15 protein-coding genes are annotated in these 18096 nt (G+C 64.0%); 3 read left to right on the plus strand and 12 right to left on the minus strand.

What is annotated here, in order from left to right; translation table 11 throughout:
- Positions 1-22 precede the first annotated feature (22 nt).
- From AC1DSC_RS11980 to petA, 4 genes are all read right to left on the minus strand, one after another.
- The gene (locus tag AC1DSC_RS11980; protein ID WP_012746352.1) at positions 23-634 is read right to left on the minus strand and encodes a glutathione S-transferase N-terminal domain-containing protein; all 612 of its coding nucleotides are present in this window, start codon (positions 632-634) and stop codon (positions 23-25) included.
- A gap of 95 nt (positions 635-729) precedes the next feature.
- Positions 730-1503 carry a cytochrome c1 gene (locus tag AC1DSC_RS11985; RefSeq protein WP_012746351.1) on the minus strand — a complete coding sequence of 258 codons (774 nt, stop codon included), beginning with the start codon at positions 1501-1503 and terminating at the stop codon, positions 730-732.
- A gap of 29 nt (positions 1504-1532) precedes the next feature.
- Positions 1533-2969, minus strand: coding sequence for a cytochrome b (locus AC1DSC_RS11990; protein ID WP_012746350.1), 1437 nt, complete (start codon positions 2967-2969; stop codon positions 1533-1535).
- Positions 2970-2983: 14 nt separating this feature from the next.
- A complete protein-coding gene (gene petA / locus AC1DSC_RS11995) occupies positions 2984-3601 on the minus strand; it encodes a ubiquinol-cytochrome c reductase iron-sulfur subunit (RefSeq protein WP_012746349.1) in 618 nt (205 codons plus the stop codon).
- Between the two features lie 283 nt (positions 3602-3884).
- Here petA and AC1DSC_RS12000 point away from each other — a divergent pair, with 283 nt between their 5' ends.
- From AC1DSC_RS12000 to AC1DSC_RS12010, 3 genes are all read left to right on the plus strand, one after another.
- Positions 3885-4184, plus strand: coding sequence for a hypothetical protein (locus AC1DSC_RS12000; RefSeq protein ID WP_018906501.1), 300 nt, complete (start codon positions 3885-3887; stop codon positions 4182-4184).
- A 134-nt stretch (positions 4185-4318) separates the two neighbouring features.
- The gene (locus AC1DSC_RS12005) at positions 4319-4939 is read left to right on the plus strand and encodes a YjbF family lipoprotein (protein ID WP_062363012.1); all 621 of its coding nucleotides are present in this window, start codon (positions 4319-4321) and stop codon (positions 4937-4939) included.
- The gene (locus AC1DSC_RS12010; protein WP_062363015.1) at positions 4936-8031 is read left to right on the plus strand and encodes a YjbH domain-containing protein; all 3096 of its coding nucleotides are present in this window, start codon (positions 4936-4938) and stop codon (positions 8029-8031) included. Before AC1DSC_RS12005 ends, AC1DSC_RS12010 begins: the two co-directional genes overlap by 4 nt.
- 64 nt (positions 8032-8095) lie before the next feature.
- Here AC1DSC_RS12010 and AC1DSC_RS12015 read toward each other — a convergent pair whose 3' ends face one another.
- The 8 genes from AC1DSC_RS12015 to AC1DSC_RS12050 all read right to left on the minus strand — a co-directional run bounded on the left by AC1DSC_RS12015 (position 8096) and on the right by AC1DSC_RS12050 (position 17804).
- Positions 8096-9325 carry a lipopolysaccharide biosynthesis protein gene (locus tag AC1DSC_RS12015; protein WP_062363018.1) on the minus strand — a complete coding sequence of 410 codons (1230 nt, stop codon included), beginning with the start codon at positions 9323-9325 and terminating at the stop codon, positions 8096-8098.
- Between the two features lie 16 nt (positions 9326-9341).
- The gene (locus AC1DSC_RS12020; protein ID WP_062363020.1) at positions 9342-10622 is read right to left on the minus strand and encodes a glycoside hydrolase 5 family protein; all 1281 of its coding nucleotides are present in this window, start codon (positions 10620-10622) and stop codon (positions 9342-9344) included.
- Positions 10619-11686 (minus strand): glycosyltransferase family 4 protein, encoded by a 1068-nt coding sequence (locus tag AC1DSC_RS12025; RefSeq protein WP_012746343.1) that lies wholly within the window; start codon positions 11684-11686, stop codon positions 10619-10621. Before AC1DSC_RS12025 ends, AC1DSC_RS12020 begins: the two co-directional genes overlap by 4 nt.
- A gap of 9 nt (positions 11687-11695) precedes the next feature.
- Positions 11696-12859, minus strand: a complete 1164-nt coding sequence (locus AC1DSC_RS12030; protein ID WP_062363023.1) for a polysaccharide pyruvyl transferase family protein — start codon at positions 12857-12859, stop codon at positions 11696-11698.
- A gap of 24 nt (positions 12860-12883) precedes the next feature.
- Positions 12884-13597 carry a sugar transferase gene (locus AC1DSC_RS12035; protein WP_062363026.1) on the minus strand — a complete coding sequence of 238 codons (714 nt, stop codon included), beginning with the start codon at positions 13595-13597 and terminating at the stop codon, positions 12884-12886.
- A gap of 342 nt (positions 13598-13939) precedes the next feature.
- The gene (locus AC1DSC_RS12040) at positions 13940-16192 is read right to left on the minus strand and encodes a polysaccharide biosynthesis tyrosine autokinase (RefSeq protein ID WP_062363029.1); all 2253 of its coding nucleotides are present in this window, start codon (positions 16190-16192) and stop codon (positions 13940-13942) included.
- Positions 16189-16644, minus strand: a complete 456-nt coding sequence (locus tag AC1DSC_RS12045) for a low molecular weight protein-tyrosine-phosphatase (RefSeq protein ID WP_012746339.1) — start codon at positions 16642-16644, stop codon at positions 16189-16191. The genes AC1DSC_RS12040 and AC1DSC_RS12045 overlap by 4 nt, the downstream gene beginning before the upstream one ends.
- Positions 16641-17804 carry a polysaccharide biosynthesis/export family protein gene (locus AC1DSC_RS12050; protein WP_012746338.1) on the minus strand — a complete coding sequence of 388 codons (1164 nt, stop codon included), beginning with the start codon at positions 17802-17804 and terminating at the stop codon, positions 16641-16643. The genes AC1DSC_RS12045 and AC1DSC_RS12050 overlap by 4 nt, the downstream gene beginning before the upstream one ends.
- Positions 17805-18096: the final 292 nt, after the last annotated feature.

Consider the following 18096-nt stretch of genomic DNA (forward strand, 5'->3'; position numbering starts at 1 on the left):
TGGAAGCAGGCACGCAGCTTACTTACTTTCGCATGACCTTTTCGGACGGGGTCAGTGCTTCGATGTAGGCCGGGCGCGAGAAGATGCGCTCGGCGTACTTCAGGAGCGGCGCCGCGTTCTTGCTGAGGTCGATGCCGTAGTAGTCCAGGCGCCAGAGCAGCGGCGCAATCGCCACGTCGAGCATCGAGAAATTGTCGCCCAGCATGTACTTGTTCTTGAGGAACACGGGGGCCAGCTGCGTGAGGCGGTCGCGGATGTGCGAGCGTGCCTTTTCGAGCGCCTTCTCGTTGCCCTTGGCGGTGCGGTTCTCGAGAGCGGCCACGTGCACGAACAGCTCCTTCTCGAAGTTGAGCAGGAACAGGCGCACGCGCGCGCGGTCGACCGGGTCGCCGGGCATCAGCTGCGGATGCGGGAAGCGCTCGTCGATGTACTCGTTGATGATGTTCGACTCATACAGGATGAGGTCGCGCTCGACCAGGATGGGCACCTGGCCGTACGGGTTCATCACGCTGATGTCTTCAGGCTTGTTGTAGAGATCGACGTCGCGGATCTCGAAGTCCATGCCCTTTTCGAACAACACGAAGCGGCAGCGGTGGGAAAAGGGGCAGGTCGTTCCTGAATACAAGACCATCATGGCGAGAGACTCCTAAAAATCAAAAAGAGTGGGTCGCGTTGGCAACCCACTCTGTGGAACCGCACGCACCAGGCGCGCGGTCGGCGTGGACGGAACTACTTGACGTCTTTCCAGTACGAGGCGTTCAGTCGCCACACGAAGACCAACGACATGACGAGGAACAGCAGCACCCACACACCGATGCGGATGCGCGTGTTCTGTGCCGGCTCGGCCATCCATTGCAGGTAGCTCACCAGGTCGCCGACCGCAGTGTCGAACTGCAGCGGCGTCATGGTGCCGGGGGTCACCTGCTCCCAGCCCTTGAACACTTCGGTCTCGTGGCCATGCTGCGAGATCTTGGTGTAGACGGGACGGCGTTCGCCCTGCAGCTCCCACAGCGGGTTGGGCATGGCAACGCTCGGGAACAGCAGGTTGTTCCAGCCGGTGGCCTTGGTGTCGTCGCGGTAGTAGGTGCGCAGGTAGGTGTACAGGTAGTCCGCACCCGTGCCGCCATGGCCGGCGCGCGAGCGGGCCACCAGGGTCAGGTCGGGCGGCGTCGTGCCGAACCATTCCTTGGCCTGGCGCGCGTCGATGTTGGCCTTCATGGTCTCGCCGACCTTGTCGGTGGCGAACAGGAGGTTGTCCTTGATCTGCTGCTCGGTAATGCCGATGTCCTGCAGCCGGTTGTAGCGCATGAACGCCGCGGAGTGGCAGTTCAGGCAGTAGTTGACGAACAGCTTGGCGCCGTTCTGCAGCGAGGCGACGTCGGTGGTCTTGTTGGGCGCCTTGTCCCAGGCCATGCCGCCGGACTCGGCCGATGCGGCTGCGGAAAAGGTCAGGCCCAAGGCCAGGCCAACAACCGCGAGCCAGCCAGAAATGCTTTTCTTCATCGTGTTTCTCTCGAGCTCTCTTGGGCTTCTCAATGGGCGGCGAAGGTCACGCGCTCAGGCACGGGCTTGAACTCGCCCTTGCTGCTCCACCAGGGCATGAGCAGGAAGAAACCGAAGTAGAAAAGCGTGCCGATCTGGGAAATGGTCTGCGCGATGTCCAGCGCGAACGAACCGATGACCAGGCTGCCCCAGACGCCGGGCGCCTGGATGCCCAGGTAGCCCAGGATCAGGAAGAAGAACACGAAGACGCCGTAGACATACTTGTGCCAGCCCGGACGGTAGCGGATCGACTTGACTTCGCTCTTGTCGAGCCATGGCAGGAAGAACAGGATGATGACGGAGCCGCCCATCACGAGCACGCCCCAGAACTTGGCGTCGAAGGCCTTGAGCAGGAAGATGACCACGGCCGCCACGACGACCAGCGCGATCTTCAGGGCCATGCTCGACTTGCCCTTGATGAAGTTCAGGACGGCGGCCGCGGCGATGATCAGCGCGAACACGTTGACCATGTCGTCGGTGGTTGCACGCAGCATCGAATAGAACGGCGTGAAGTACCAGACCGGCGCAATGTGGTTCGGCGTCTTGAGCGAATCGGCCGGAATGAAGTTGTTGTACTCGAGGAAGTACCCGCCCGCTTCCGGCGCGAAGAAGATCACGGCCGAGAAGATCGTGAGGAACACCACCACGCCGAAGATGTCGTGCACCGTGTAGTACGGATGCGACGGAATGCCGTCCAGCGGATGGCCATCGGGGCCGCGCTTGGCCTTGATCTCGATGCCGTCGGGGTTGTTGGAGCCCACTTCGTGCAGCGCGATCAGGTGGGCCACCACCAGGCCGAGCAGCACCAGCGGCACGGCGATCACATGGAAGCTGAAGAAGCGGTTCAGCGTGGCGTCGCTCACCACGTAGTCGCCGCGGATCAGCAGCGCGAGGTCAGGGCCGATGAACGGGATGGCCGCGAACAGGTTCACGATCACCTGGGCGCCCCAGTAGCTCATCTGGCCCCATGGCAGCAGGTAGCCCATGAAGGCCTCGGCCATCAGGCACAGGAAGATCGCGCAGCCGAAGACCCAGATCAGCTCGCGCGGCTTGCGGTAGCTGCCGTACATGAGGCCGCGGAACATGTGCAGGTACACCACGATGAAGAACGCCGAGGCGCCCGTCGAGTGGATGTAGCGGATGAGCCAGCCCCAGGGCACGTCGCGCATGATGTACTCGACCGATGCGAACGCCTGGTTCGCGTCGGGCTTGTAGTGCATCACGAGGAAGATGCCGGTCACGATCTGGATCACGAGGACCAGCATCGCGAGCGAGCCGAAGATGTACCAGAAGTTGAAGTTCTTCGGTGCGTAGTACTTGCCCCACTGGTCGTTCCAGAGCTTGCTCAGCGGGAAGCGGTTGTCGACCCAGTTGAGCAGCTTCTCGCCGGCGGGCGCGTTGGGGGAAATTTCGTGGAATTCAGCCATGTTGTTCTTCTGCCTCAGGCCTTCTTGGAGTCTTCACCGATCAGGAGCTTGGTGTCCGACAGGTACATGTGCGGCGGCACAGGCAGGTTGTCGGGCGCGGGCTTGTTCTTGAAGACGCGGCCGGCCAGGTCGAACGTGGAACCGTGGCAAGGGCAGAGGAAGCCGCCTTCCCAGTCGCTCGGCAGCGAAGGCTGCGGGCCGGCCTGGAAGCGGTCGGTCGGCGAGCAGCCCAGGTGGGTGCAGATGCCCACCACCACCAGCACGTCGGGCTTGATCGAGCGGTGCTCGTTCTGCGCGTACTTGGGGGTGAATTCGTCGGGGTGCCGCTTGGAGAGCGGATCGGCCAGCTGGCCGTCGAGCTTGGGGAGCTCGGCCACTTGCTCGGGCGAGCGCTTGAGGATCCAGACGGGCTTGCCGCGCCACTCGACGGTGATCTTCTCGCCGACCTTGAGGCCGCCGATGTCGACTTCGACGGCAGCGCCCGCGGCCTTGGCCTTCTCGGAGGGCTGGAACGTACTCACAAAGGGAATCGCGGTGGCCACGCCTCCCGCTACGCCGGCACAGCTGGATGCGATTAACCACGTCCGCTTGCTTGTGTCGATCCGGGGGGAGCCGGAGGTCATGTCACTCATGGGGATCCTCTAAGTCTTCTTCGCTGGAGCAGGGTCAACCGGCGATTGTAGCGGGCTGTTGCGCGCATATTCAATGGGGCCGGCCTGGCGCTGCGCGAACGCGCATTCCCGGCCATGCGAAAGAGGCAATTAATAACAATGAATTAATCCTGATTTACAAGACATTTCGACACAAGGATTTGCACGCGTAAAAGATGTCTCAAGGGCTAAATTAGTTGCGGCACACTTCGCCAACTGCTAATCTTGTCCCAACTGTTAACTGCTAATTGAGAGGATATTTGCCATGCGAATCGCCCCCCTGATTTCCGCCACTTTCATTGCTGCGCTGGGCATTTCCTCGGCCTTGGCACAAACACAAACGCCCCCGCCGGTCCAGACGCCTGGTCCCCAGCCGGCCAGCGCGACCGGCGCAACCAATTCCGCATTCGGACGCATCACCGCGCAGCAAGCCGGTGGCGTCGCGGCCGCCGTTGGCCTGGCGGCTGCCGTTGGCAGCGGCAATGGCGGCAACAGCGGCGGCGGCAGCGGCACGGGCGGCACCGGCGGCACGGGCACGGGTACAGGCACGACCGGCACGAATTAAACGTGCGGGCCCTCTTCGCGGGAGGGCATTCGCCGAAGGCTCCGCGCGTTGGTCTGGCCACGCGACTTATTGAATGCTGCCTTTTGTCGGCATTTCTTTTGGGCGTTGGCGGCTGTTCTTCCGGATCCTCGGCCATGCTGGCCACGGCGCGGCATATCTATAGCGGCAGCGCCGCGACGCCCCAGCCCACTTTCAACCCGAATTACCGCTATTTGCGGGTCGCCGTCGGCAAGCAGACGGTCTTCATGGTGCTCGGCTACATCGACCAGCGCCCCGAAGGCGCCGTCGAGGTCTGGTACAGCGGCAACGGCGAGGTCGTGAGGCTGCTCGACGGGCGCCTCGTGGGAACCACCGGCCTTCGCACCGATTGGCGCGAGGTGCGCTTTTCCAGCCTGCCCGCGTGGACTGGCGATGCGAACGGCGCGGCGCCAAAGACCTACCAGCGCGAGCGCGACATGATGCCGGGCTACCGGTTCGGCATTCGCGACGAGGTCGTGCGCACGCCCATTGCTGCACCGCAGCAGACCGCGCTGGCCGGCACGGCTGGCGCGTCGCTGCGCTGGTACGAGGAGCGCAGCGTTTCGCATCCGGCGAGCGCCTCGCTGCCTCCGGCGCGCTTTGGCGTTTCGCAAGCGGGCGGCACGCCTCGGGTCGTCTATTCCGAGCAATGTATTTCCAATGACCTGTGTATGAGCTTCGAGCAGTGGACGCCTTCCCCCCCAGCACCCGTCGCAGCGGCGAGCGCTGGTACATGAGCAGTTCGCTCCTGCGTGGCTTCGGCAGACATCCCTGGCCTCTTCGCGCGGCGGTGGCCTGCGCATTGGCGGCGAGTTGCGCCGCCGGCGCGCAGCCCCTGGGCAACAGCCCCGTCGACAACAAAACACCCGCCGACGACGCCGATATCCGTCCCGGCGAGCGGCTGAGCGCCTGGCTGCTGCGCCAGCCGGCCGAAACGGCCTCCCCGGGACTGTCATGGCGCATCCCGCAAGAGCGCTTGGCGCAGCAGTTCCTGAAGAACACCCTGCTGCTGCGGCTCGATGCCGCCAGCCGGCGCGTGCCGCCGGAAGAGCAGGGCCGGCGCAAGCAGTTGATGGCTTGGCTGCAGGGCCTGCCGGTGACCGGCCGCGTCGCGCTCGGCATCGTCGATCCGCGCTGGCTGCAGGCGCACCCGGAAGAAGATCCGGTGCTGACGGCCGGCCAGCAGCTGGTGGCGCCGCCGCCAGCGCTGAAGACCATCTCGGTCCTGCAGCCCGATGGGCAGCTTTGCCAGGTGGCCCATGAACCCGGCCGCACGGCGTGGGACTATGTCGCCGCCTGCAGCCCCGAGGGCAAGCACGACTGGGCCTGGGTCGCCCAGCCCGACGGGCGCACCGCCCGCGTGGGCGTAGCGCCCTGGAATGCGCATCCCTCGAACGAGCCGGCGCCGGGCGCATGGGTCTGGGCCGCGCCGCGCGGCATGGACGACCTGGAGGCGATCTCCGAGGGCATCATCAAGTTTCTGGCCACGCAAGGGCCGTCGCCGCAAGGCGGCGCGGTCCTGCAGCCTTCGGCGGGTGCGGCCGTACCGGCCGCCGCCATCGCCGCACCCGCTGCACCGCCCGCCCTGCCTGCCTTGCCCGACGTGCCGCCGGCACCTGCCGCGCCGGCGCCATCGACGGCCATTTCCGTGCGTCCCGAAGCAGCACCGCAATACCGCGCGCTCCAGACGAGCGGCAACGACTGGGGCGAGACCGGCCTGCTGCAGACGCCCACCGCGCGCATGGGCCAGGCGGGCGACATGCGGACCTCGCTCACGCACGTCTCGCCCTACACGCGGCTGAACGTCATGTTCCAGCCGCTGGATTGGCTGGAAGCGGGCTTTCGCTACACCTCCATCAGCAACCGGATCTACGGCGTCGGCCTCAGCAACCAGGGCTACAAGGACAAGAGCATCGACCTGAAGGCGCGGCTGTGGAAGGAGTCGGCCTACCTGCCCGAGGTGGCGCTGGGCTTTCGCGACATCGGCGGCACCGGCCTCTTCTCCTCCGAGTACCTGGTGGCCAGCAAGCGCCACGGCGACCTGGATTTCAGCCTCGGCATCGGCTGGGGCTACCTGGGGAGCAGCGGAAACATCAGCAACCCCTTCGGCTTGCTGAGCAGCCGCTTCAAGACCCGCGTGAGCGAGACGACCTGGGGCGGCGCCAACTTCGGCCGGCTCTTTCGCGGACCTGCCGCGCTCTTTGGCGGCGTGCAATGGCGCACGCCCTGGGACCCGCTGACGCTCAAGCTCGAATACGACGGCAACGACTACAAGAACGAGCCGCTCAACAACCCCCAGCGGCAGCGCTCCCCGTTCAACATCGGCCTGGAGTACCGCTACTCCCCCGGCGTGATTTTCTCGGCCGGCTTCGAACGCGGCAACAAGGTGATGCTGGGCCTCACGCTGCAGACCAACCTGGCCACCCTGCAGATGCCCAAGGCGGCAGACCCGCCGGCGCCGAGCTTCTCGCCGGACCCGCCGGCCGCCTCGCCGGGCTGGGCCGCCACCGCGGCCGACATCGAAAGCCGCACGGACTGGACCATCCAGCGCATCGCACCGCAAGGCCAGATGCTGCATGTGTGGATCACCGAAAGCGCCACCGTCTACCGGGATGTGCGGGTCGAGAAGATCATTGCCGTGCTGCATCGCGATGCGCCGGCCTCGATCAAGAACTTCGTGCTCCATTACTCGGAGCGGGGCCTGCCGATGCACGCGCAAGTGGTCAACCGCAATGAATGGGTGACCGCGCACTACCAGGCGCAGACGCCCGGCGAGGTTCGCGCGGCCAGCCAGCGCGACTATGCGCCCCCGCCCGTGGGCTCGGGCGATCCGGCCACCTTCGTTCCGCCGGGCAGCAGCGCCCACACTGCGGCCGCATCCGCAGATGCCTCTTCCGCCACGGCCGACAACAAGGCCCTTGGCCCGTGGGAGCGCCGCAGCGACAAGTTCAGCATCGGCCTCACGCCCAGCCTCGGCCAGATCCTCGGCGGGCCCAACGCATTCGTGCTCTACCAGATCGGCGTGCAGGCGGTGGCGGAATACCGCTTCACGCCCAGCACCTGGGTCAACGGCGCGCTGAACCTGCGCATGGTCGACAACTTCGACAAGTTCACCTACACGGCGGGCAGCAACCTGCCCCGCGTGCGAACCCTGCAGCGCGAGTACGTCACCGCCAGGCGCCTGACCATGCCGGTGCTCCAGCTGACGCACGTCGGCAGGCTCTCCGACAACCAGTACTACAGCGTGTACGGCGGTGCCCTGGAAACCATGTATGCGGGCGTCGGCGGTGAATGGCTCTACCGGCCATGGCGCAGCCGGATCGCCTTCGGGGTCGACTTCAACCACGTGCGCCAGCGCGACTTCGAACAGGACTTCGGCCTGCGCGACTACAAGGTGAACACCGGCCACGCCACGCTCTACTGGGACACCGGCTGGCACGGCGTGCTGGCCAAGATCAGCGCGGGCCAGTACCTGGCGGGCGACCGCGGCGTCACCATCGACATCAGCCGCCGCTTCGACAACGGCGTGGTGCTCGGGGCCTACGCCACCAAGACCAACGTATCGGCCAGGCAGTTCGGCGAAGGCAGCTTCGACAAGGGCATCTATCTTTCCATTCCCTTCGACGCGCTGCTGCCGCGCTCGAACAAGTTCACCGCCAACTTCGCCTGGGCGCCGCTGGTGCGCGACGGCGGTGCGCGGCTCGGCCGGATCCATCCGCTCTACGAGATGACCTCGGCCCGCGACCCGAGCGCCTACAAGTTCGCGCCGCCGGACAGCGGCACGCCGGGCACGGGCGACAACATCCTGAACTTCGAACGGCCGCGCTGACGCGGCGCGGCCGCCAATCCCCTGCCGCGCTCACCCGTGCGGCAGGGCTTTCGAAGAACAGGAATCAGCCGGCCTGGTCCGAGCCGGCTGCGCGCATGATGAAGAACAGCCAGGCCATCATCATGGCCGCCATGCAGGCAAAGCCCAGCGTCATGGCGTTGATGGTCTGGATGTAGGAAATGGGCGGCGTGGCCGCGAGCATGGCCGCAGCGAACACCAGCGCACCGAAGATCGAGCACCACAGAAGCGCACCGGGCCGGCCGGCGGCCCTGAACCCCGTACGCAGGCACATCGTCAGGCCGAAGATGGCGGGCGCGTAGAAGAACGGCGAAAAATCCATGCCGCCGTAGTTCTTGCCGAAGGCCAGCACCACCAGGTACGGGCCCAGCAGCCCCAGCAGGATTCCGCCGATCTCGGCCACCAGGAAACCGAAGACGACGAACTTGACGAACAGGCCAAAGGCGTCCTTGCGCCGATCGGATGCCCAGTTGGCCGCCAGCCTGGGCAGGATGTAGTAGCCCAACGCAAGCAGCACATACTGCATCGGCAGCAGGAAGGTGATGTAGATCTTCAGCAGCCCGCCCTGCACCGAATCCGCCGAGGAGCCCAGCAGCAGGATGGCGCCTCCCGTCATGATCCAGCTCATCAACTGCGAAAGGCTGGCCTTCCAGCCGTAGCTGGCGGCTTCCCCGAGCGTCAGGGCCTGGGCGTTGGCGGCGGCCGGCAGCGGTGCCATCACCTGGCGCAGGCTCGTCGCCACCAGGATGGCAAAGGGCAGCTGGATGACGGCGATCCACAGCAGCGCCTGCGTCCATGACGCCGGCTTCAGGCCGATCAGCACCGCCACGTATCCGACGCAGACCAGCACGCCGGATGCACAGAGCACCAGGTAGCGGCGTCCCACGAGCAGGATGCTTCGGGAAATCCAGAATATTTCATAGCCCGCGATCAGGGCCACGCCGGCCCAGCGGAGCGGCCCCGGAAAGCTCGTGAACTGCCAGGCCAGGAAGCCCGCAATGGAGACCCCCAGCACGAGCGCCCAGCTCCACCAGGCGGCGGACCGGCCCGCGTAGTAGCGCTTGATCAGCAGCGGCTCGTGCACCACCGCCGTATGCACGATGTACTGGAAGCTGACGATCGCCAGGAAGGCCGAGGCAATGCCGAAGTCGGAGGGCGACAGCGCCCGCGCCAGCGCAAAGCTCAGCAGCAGCTGGCTCGCGCTGTAGATGCACTGGTCTGCAACTGCGTAGATCGGACCTGCGAGGCGCTTTCGAATTCCGGACAGGGACGCCATCCTGGGCCTGTTCACCCTATTCCGAAATGGAAAACAGGACCGGATAGTCGGTGGCCTTGGCAGCAAAGCCACCGTCGACGGGGCTGCCGCAGCTGCCGTGGCGCACCTGCGGGAAGAAGTCGACCCGCGTGCACTTTTTTCCCTTGTCGGCGGGAACCAGCACGTTCTGCTCGGCGCTTTGCGTCCACACCACGTGCAGCAGGGAATTGCCGCGGCTCAGCACCAGCTTGTTCAGGCCGGCATTGCTCTGGTATGAAAGCTTCTTCGAATTGCGGGCGATCTTGAGGAATTCGGTGAGGCTCGAAAAGGCTTCCTTCTTTTCGCCGCCCTTCGACTTGAGGCCGAAGTTGTCTTCCCTCGAGATGACGGAGGTTCCCCGGTCCTGCCAGGCATAGAGATTCAGCAGCCTGATGCCCGCGGCCACGTTGGTCAGGTATTCGCGCAGGATCAGCGAAGCCTGGGTGTTGCGGTCCCGCACCGGCAGGTAGGAGGCATAGCCCCACTCGGAAGCGACGATCCCGACCTTTCCGAGCTGTTGCTGGTCCAGCTTTGCGCGCAGCTTTCCATAGTCCGCGATGGCGGTTTCCGGAATGGAGCGGTAGGGATGGATCGATATGTCCGTCAGGCAGTCGGCCTTGGCCGCCGACACGAAGGCATTCTCGAGCTGCGAGGGAACCTGGCCCGGGCTGAAGGGAAGCTTCGCAAAGCCGAATCCCATGACGATCTTCGGCGGCGTCTTCATTTGCGCGATGCTGCGGCAGAACTCGGCGGTCGCGGTTTCAAAGCTCGAGAAAAGCGACGGGTTCAGGAAGGTCTTGTGGTCGGGCTCGTTCCACAGCTCCCAGACGGCGACATCGGCCGCGTGCGCGCTCATGAACTCGAGCGCGAACTTGGCAAACAGCTTTTCGCGCTGGCCTTCTCCCGCTTCCGCCGGGCTCTGCCCCCAGATCTCGCGGCCTCCGAACAAGGTCACGATCGCCTGGAGCCTGGCGTTCTTCACGCGCTTGATCAGGCCCGAGTAGTCGACCGATGCCGGGTTGACGCTCTTCAGCGGCGGCCGCGCGCCGAATCTCACGAATTCGAAGCCCGATGCCCTGATCTCGTTCAGATCCTCGTTCGTGATGGTGGCCGGGTCGATCTGCACGCTCAGCGCGACCGGATATTCCGTGCCCAGTTCGGCGATGCCGCGGGCCTGTGCGGTGCAGGCCACGGCCGCCAGCGCCGCCGAGGCGCACAGCAGCCTGAAGGCACCCCGCAAACGCCCCGCCACCGAAGAAAAAAATGAAGGCTTCTTCACTGTACCGACTCCTTGTACAAGTCCAGGATGGCGGCGTTCATTCGGTCGGCGGTGTATTTCTCTTCGAAAATCTGCCGGCCGGCACGCCCCATCCGCTGCAATTCCTCATCGGAGATCCGATCGATCTCGCGCAGCACGTCGTCCAGCGCGTCGAGCGAAAACAGCCTTCCGTTCCTGCCGTCTTCGACGATGTCGACCAGGCCGCCCACGGCGGATGCAAAAACCGGCTTGCTGCGCGCCATGGCCTCGACCGCGACAAGGCCGAAGCCTTCCCACCGGGAGGGAACGATGACCGCGTCGCACGACCGGTAGGCTTCTTCGAGCTCGTCCTTCTCGAGCCATCCGGCGAACTCGATCTCGCTCGAGCGCGCAAGGGAAAGATCGTTCCTGACGGCGCCGCCCACGATCACGAGCTTGAAGCCGGGCTGGACGCGGGCATAGGCGTCGAGCAAGGCGTCGATGCCCTTCTGCCGGTCGAGCCGCCCCACGAAAAGGACTCTTCGGGGCCGTGCCGGGGCCCTGGGAGCCACCGTGTTTTCCGCAATGGGCGCGGTGGGCTGGATCCCGTTCGGAATGCACTTGCACCGCTTGATGCCGAATTTCTCGGCCACCCGGAACTCGTGGCCGCTGATGCAGATGATCGCGTCGCTCCAATGGGACAGCAGCCATTCGATCCACCGATAGATCGACTTCTTGTACGAGGGCCCGACCTGGTCGAAGGCCCAGCCGTGCGAGCAATAGACGATCTTGGTCTCGGCCGGCACCTGGCCGAGCAGCGCCATGGCGCGAACGATTCCGCCCGGAATCGAGCTGTGCAGGTGCAGCACCGTGGGGCGCTCCGAGCGGATGATTTTCTTGATCTCGGCGGCGTAGCTTGCAAGGGCAAGAGGACTGCGGGCCGTGGGGACCACATGCGTGTCCCGGGAGTCCAGCCACTCCACCGGGCCGGGCAAGATGAACTTGGCCTGGCTGATCACGGGAGAGTTCTGCTGAAAGCCCGAAACCAGCCGAAGATAGGTTTCGAGCCCGCCCTTGAGCGTTTCGGCAACGTGCAATATCTTCATAGGTGCCAATCAGATCAATGCATGGATACCGGCCACCACCTGGCTTCTCAATGCGTCGAGCGCTTTGCGGTCCGGGTGCCGGTCATCGAGCAGGCCCAGCACCGAGGTACCCAGCTTTTCGACGCGGGGCGACAAGTCGAAGAGGTAGCGCTTTCTGCCGGTCAGTTCGAAAAACGACTCCACCTTCTTGTCCCAATTCATTCCTATGGACGGAATGTTCAAACCGTAGGCCACGATATTCGCGTGCAGCCGGTGGGCCACGATGCACGAGCAGGCGCTGATCAAGGCAACGAGTTCATCCGGGTGCCGGGGAACGAGAAAAATCGATTTCGGCGCATCGGAGGCCGAGGAAATTTCTTCCAGGACCTTGTTGTCTTCGGAGGCGCCGTTCGTGAAATAAAGCACCCGCTTTCCCTCGGCCCGCAATGATTCGGCCAGCGTGGCAAAGAATTTGGCCGATTGCGTTGAATTAGAGCCTTCGTATTCGGAATTCATCACCAGCGCATCGAGGCTGCTGACGCAAATTCCGATGTCCCAATTCTTTTCCGGCGAAAGCTCGTCCGAGAAGGCATCGGCGCAGATGAGCGCCGGATCGGGCACCACCTGTATGTCGCTCCTCGGGATTCGGAAGTAATTGTGCAGGTTGCTGGCCGATTCCTGGTCGCGCGTGGCGTAGAAGGCGGGCCTCGCGTTTTTCAGGAATCGCCCGACGAGAAAGCGCCCGAGAAAAGACCATTTCGCCGTCACGCCCACCGACAGGATCACCACCTTCTTTCCACGCAGCAGCCGGCTCAGGAGAAACAGCTTCGCCGGAAAATTGAGCGCCACGTCGCAAAACAGCTGGCCGCCGCCAATGACGATCAGGTCCGCATCGTCGACAGCGGCCTTCCAGTTCTTCCGCCAGCCGAGAAAATAGCCCTTGAGGCAATACAGGAACACGATCACCGACCTGATGAACGAAGGCAGCTTCGCAAAGAGCCGGAATGCGCCGCCGCCGCGCAGGTTTTCTTCCTCGAAGCCGAGCCGGCCGGCAATGTCCAGGAATTCGACCCGGGCCTGCGGATATTTCAGGCCCGCAATATGGGCCAGGGATGCCGCGATGACGCCGTCGCCCAGGTTGTCGCTGAAAGGCACGGCGCAGATAAGGATCTTTTTCATCTGTGAATCAAGCATCGGTTGCCTTCGAAGCCAAGCCGCTCATCGCGACCCGTGGCCCACGGCGACCACCCAGATGGTCCTGATGAAGATGCCGATGTCCCGGCCGACCGACAGCGTCTCGACATAGGCGACATCCAGCGCCACGCGCTTCTTGTAGCTCAGCTGGTTGCGCCCGCTGACCTGCCACAGGCCCGTGATGCCGGGCCGGACGGCGCAATAGAACGACCAGTCCGCCCCGTACAGCATCTTCTGGTCGAGCATGCAGGGCCGGGGGCCGACCAGGCTCATGTCGCCGACCAGCACGTTCCAGAACTGCGGCAGCTCGTCCAGGCTGGTCTTGCGGATGAACTTGCCGAAACGCGTGATGCGCGGGTCGTTTTCGAGCTTCTGGTAGTCGTCCCACTGCTGGCGCGCCACCGGATCGTTGCGCAAGTGCTCCTCCAGGATCTCGGCGGAGTTCCGCAGCATCGAGCGGAACTTGTAGAACTTGAACACGCGCCCTCCCCGCCCGAAGCGCGGCTGGGAATACAGGACAGGCGCCCCGGAAGTGATGAACACGCCCAGGGCGATCAGGACGTAGAGCCAGCCGAAGGCGCAGAAAAAGAACAGGGCGGCCGCAATGTCCACCGCTCTTTTTCCGGCGCGCAGCAGCGCGGGATGCTCCACCCTCGTCCATGCGACGTCGTTCGCAATGGCGCCGATCGCTTCATCGCCTGCGGGCGCCATCGACTCTTCATGGCGGAAATTCGTCATAGGAATGCCCCCTTCTCACATTCGAAGCGGAGGCAAATTTGCAGCTTGAGAACTCTCATTGCAGGAGAACCTTTCGTCTTACAAGCAGGTGCTTGTCCCTTTCGGGTTCAGTGATACGTGGCGGCTTGGTTTTCAGGCCAATACGGCCCTGCACGGAAGCCGTGAAGGTTGCAGCGCAGAAAAATCAATGCGCAGGCCGAGCGATCCAAATACGTAATACAAAAGAGCGACGCACTTGTCTCTAGTCCTTTGTTATTAGCGTTTGATTGATGGCACCGATTTAGTGCGCAATGTGATAATTATCACAATCTCGCTAAATTTTCTCAGAAACTATCCACCAGACTAGGTGGTATCCCTGTTGTTTTTGTATTTATAGTGTGTGTAACGGTAACCACCGTATTTGTAGCTGCTGCTGCCCGCATGGCGCCGGGATAAGTCCATAGCATTCAAAATTACGCCATTGGCCGAGCAGCCCGCGTGCGCCAGCCTTCTGACGCTTTCGTTCAATTCGCCCAGGTGCGTCTTTTCGGCCCGGGCAACGAGCAGAAGAGAGCCTGCGAGCGGCGCCACCGATGCGGTGTCCGCCGCCACCAGCACCGGCGCGGTATCGATAATCACAAGGTCGTAATCCGGCGAAAGCTTTTCCAGGATCTGGGAAAAAGAATCGCTCATGAGCAATTCGGCCGGATTGGGCGGCAGCATGCCGGTCGTCATGACGTCCAGGTTCGGCAGGATCGACGAGCGAATGGCTTTTTCGAAGCCGAGCGTGCCGGCAATCAATTCCGAAAGGCCGGACGAGCGCGAAAGGGAGAAGAACTGGTTGACCCGGCCCTTGCGCAGGTCGGCGTCGATCAGCAGGACCTTCTTTCCTGACGCAGCGGTGATGGCCGCGAAATTGACCGAGACGAAGGTCTTCCCGACTCCCGGCGTCGCGCCGGAGATGAGCAGGCGGTTGTTGGGCGCCTCCAGCATGGCGAACTGCAATGCGGTCCGCAGGCTGCGCAGGCTTTCGACCGCGGGATCCTCCGATTGCTGGAGCGCGAGAATGTGCATTCCCGGCGCCCTGCTCTCGATGTTCTTGTCGATCGTGCGCTGGGCCGGGCTCAACGGGATGCTGCTGTACACGTTGAGGCCCGTGTGCATCTCGATCTCGCTCGGATTGCGGATGCCGCCGAACAGCGAGTTCTTGGCAATGGCGAGCACGACGCCGGCCCCCAGGCCCAGCAGCAGCGCCAGGACGATGATCAGCGGCCGCTTGGGCCAGACGGGCTCCTCGGGAATGATGGCGTCGTCCAGCAGGCGCACGTTGCCGACCTTGCCTTCCTTGGCCAGCCGCATCTGCAGTGAGCTGTTCAGGAGCGACACGTAGAGGTCGGTGTTGACCTTGATGTCGCGCTGCATCTGAACGGTGTTCTGCTGCAGCAGCGGCATCTTGCGGATGCGCGAATCGACCGCCGAGATCTGGCTCCGCCATGCCGAAATCTGCGCGTCCAGCGTCTGGAGATTCGGGTGCTTGTCGGTGAAGCGCGCCGAAAGCTCCCGCCGCTTCTGTTCGGCTTCGAGCAGCTTGGACTGCAGGTCGACCGTCTGGGCCAGCGCATTCTTGGCCTCGTCGTCGAGGCTGACGGTGCCGTTCTCGTTTCGATAGCGGTTGTAGAGGTCTTCGGACTGCTCGAGCTGCTTCTTGAACTGCGGCAGCGCGGTGTCCAGGAAGCCCAGGGTCTTCTCGGCCTCGGCAGCCTTGCGCTCGATGTTCTGGCGCACATAGAGCCGCCCGATTTCATTGAGCAGCTGCGTCAGCTTTTCCGGATCCGGGCTTTTCAGGCTGACGTCGAGAACGCCGGACTGCTTGCCTTTCTCGACGACCTTGAGGTTGTCCTGCAGCGACAGCAGCGCCAGTTGCCTGGAGTTGCGGGCCAGCTGGAACTGCGCGCCGGGCTTGGCACTGATGGAGCTGACCAGCAGCCGGAGGCTGCCGCCCGGAACGTTGGCCACGAGCGGGATTCCGACGGTGCCCTTGAGCGGCGTGTCGACGTTGGGAACGAGCAGTTCGTAGCGGTTGTCCGGCCCGAGGGTCAGCATGAAAGGCTTCGCTTCGAGCTCCGCGGGGACGTCGAATTGCGGAACCATGATCGCCTCGGCCCCCGTCACGTAGCCGGAAAGCCCCATGAAGCCCGGGTTCGACAGCTCGGTGGCGCGCCGCGCGAGCCAGCTGCCCACGATGGGTGCATAGCGCGGCTGCGCGCTGATGTACAGCTTGGTGTTCTCCACCGCCTGGCCGAGGATGGCGCGCGACTTGATGATCTCGATCTCGCCCGCGGCCGGCGTCTTCACGCTCAGCAGCGACGACGCCGCATCGCCCAGGAAGCTGCCTGCCGAATTGCCTGAGTCCTCGACCTGCACGGCCACATTGGTTTCGTACATCGGCTGCCCGAAAAGGGCGTAGGCCATGCCAAGCAGCAGGGCCACGGCAACCACGATGGCAATGAACCACCGGTGGTCGATCAGGATGTCCAGGTACTCGACGAGTTTGAACCCGTCGTTCTCCTCTTCCAGCGCGGGCATCGGCAGGGCGGCTTGCTGGGGTGCGTTCATGTCGGTTGCTGCTCAGGTTTTGTAATTTTCAAAATGCGGTCGATCCACGTCCTGGCTCCCACGTCGATGAGCGCCAGGGCATGCTCGAAGGCCGCCTCGTCCTGTTGGTAGGGATCGGGCACGTCCTGCTTGGCGGCCTCGGCAATGCGAAAGACCTTGCCGCGCACAAAGGGGTAGGCCGACTCGAGATGGCGGCGCTGCGCCATGTCCATGACCAGGATCAGGTCCGCCTGCCGGCACAGCATCTGGTTCACCTGCTGCGCCAGGTGGCCGGAAATGTCGATGCCGCGTTCCTGCATGAGTTTTTGCGCCATCGCGTCGGCCGGCTTGCCCACGAGAGCGCCGGTGCCGGCCGACACCACGCGCAGGTGCGGCAGGCCCGCGGCCAGGATGCCTTCGGCCATCGGGCTGCGGCAGATGTTGCCGATGCAGACTGTCAGGACGGATTTCATCTGTGGCGGCTCCAGACCTCGTCGCCGGAATTGATCACTTGCGCAGCCGGCAGGATCAGGCTGGCCAGGCGGTTCCAGGTGACCAGCGGCACCGAATCGATGTAGACAACGTCGCGCGGCTGCAGCGGGAAGCGCTCGGCCAGGCCCAGCGCCGCCGGGTTCCTGGCGTTCAGGTGGAAGATGGCCGGCAAGCCCCGCGCGTTGTTGCGGATGACGTAGATCTGACCCGTGTTGGCCGAAGTCAGGTTGGGGCCGCCGGCCTCGCCCAGCGCCTCGTTGAGGCTGAGCCGCCCGTTGTGCATGAGCAGCGCCGACGGACGGGCAATTTCGCCCATCACGAACACCTTGCTCTCGTCGCGGTGCCGCACCTGGACCACGTCGCCGTTGCGCAGCGGAATCCTGCTGGCGTCGGCGCCCAGGTCCTGCAGGTTGGGCAGGTTGATGAGCGTGGTCTTGTCGCCGCGCGTGAGCGTCACGAACGAGCGGTCGCCATTGGCGGTGATGCCGCCGGCCCGGCTCAGGGCTTCGGCCAGCGTCATCGGCACGTCGGTGAAGATCTGCAGCCCCGGGTTGCGCACTTCGCCCTCGACGAAGGCGCGCCGGCTTCGGAAGGACTGGATGCGCACCGTGACCTGCGGAGCCTTGATGTAGGTGGCGATGCGGTCGGCGATGAGATCGGAGGCCTCGATTTCGGTCAGTCCCTGGAGCTTGACGCGGCCGATGTAGGGGAAGGTGATCTGCCCGTCCGCGCCGACGATGAAGCCGGGCGCCACGCTGATGCCCGTCGGGTCGGCCTGCTGCGTAATCACCGCACCGGCATTCGGCAGCAGTTCCGGGTGGTCATAGACGATCACGCCCACGACGTCGCCCGGGCCGATGGTGTAGACCGGCGATTCGCCGAAGAGCGCTTTCACCTCCGCAGGAACCGCGGCCGGCTGGGACTCGGCCATCGTGCGGATCAAGGCCGGCGAGATGGACGTGATGACGCCATCCGGCGCACCATCGGCCGGCAGGTACTGGAACTCCGGCGGCAGGCTCTGGTCCGCCTCGTAGGCGCCCATGGAATTGAAGCCCGGTGCGCAGCCCTGCAGCAATAACGCGCCCATTAGGGCAAAACCCCACCCCTTCGGGTTCACGAAGCGTGTCAAATTGATCCCCATTGCACAAATTGGTTTTCAGCAGCCGCGATTCATATGCAAGGCCCGAGCCCAGTTGATATTGGGCGGGACTTTTTTTGCCGCGGTTTGTCAAAGCAAAGCCCGCGCATCGTGGACAGGCGGGCTGGAGCGAATTGTCGCTGCCCGCACATTGACCCATTTCCGTTCAATAGATGCAAAAAATGTGTCTATATGCGGATTAACCCAGAGCTCGATGGGGTTATCCCTGAGATCAATGCCTGAAGTGCCTCTTTCATTGGGAAAAAGGGCTTCGATGGCACGCTTGCAACTGTGT

This window comes from Variovorax sp. 01N425 (genome assembly GCF_056399465.1).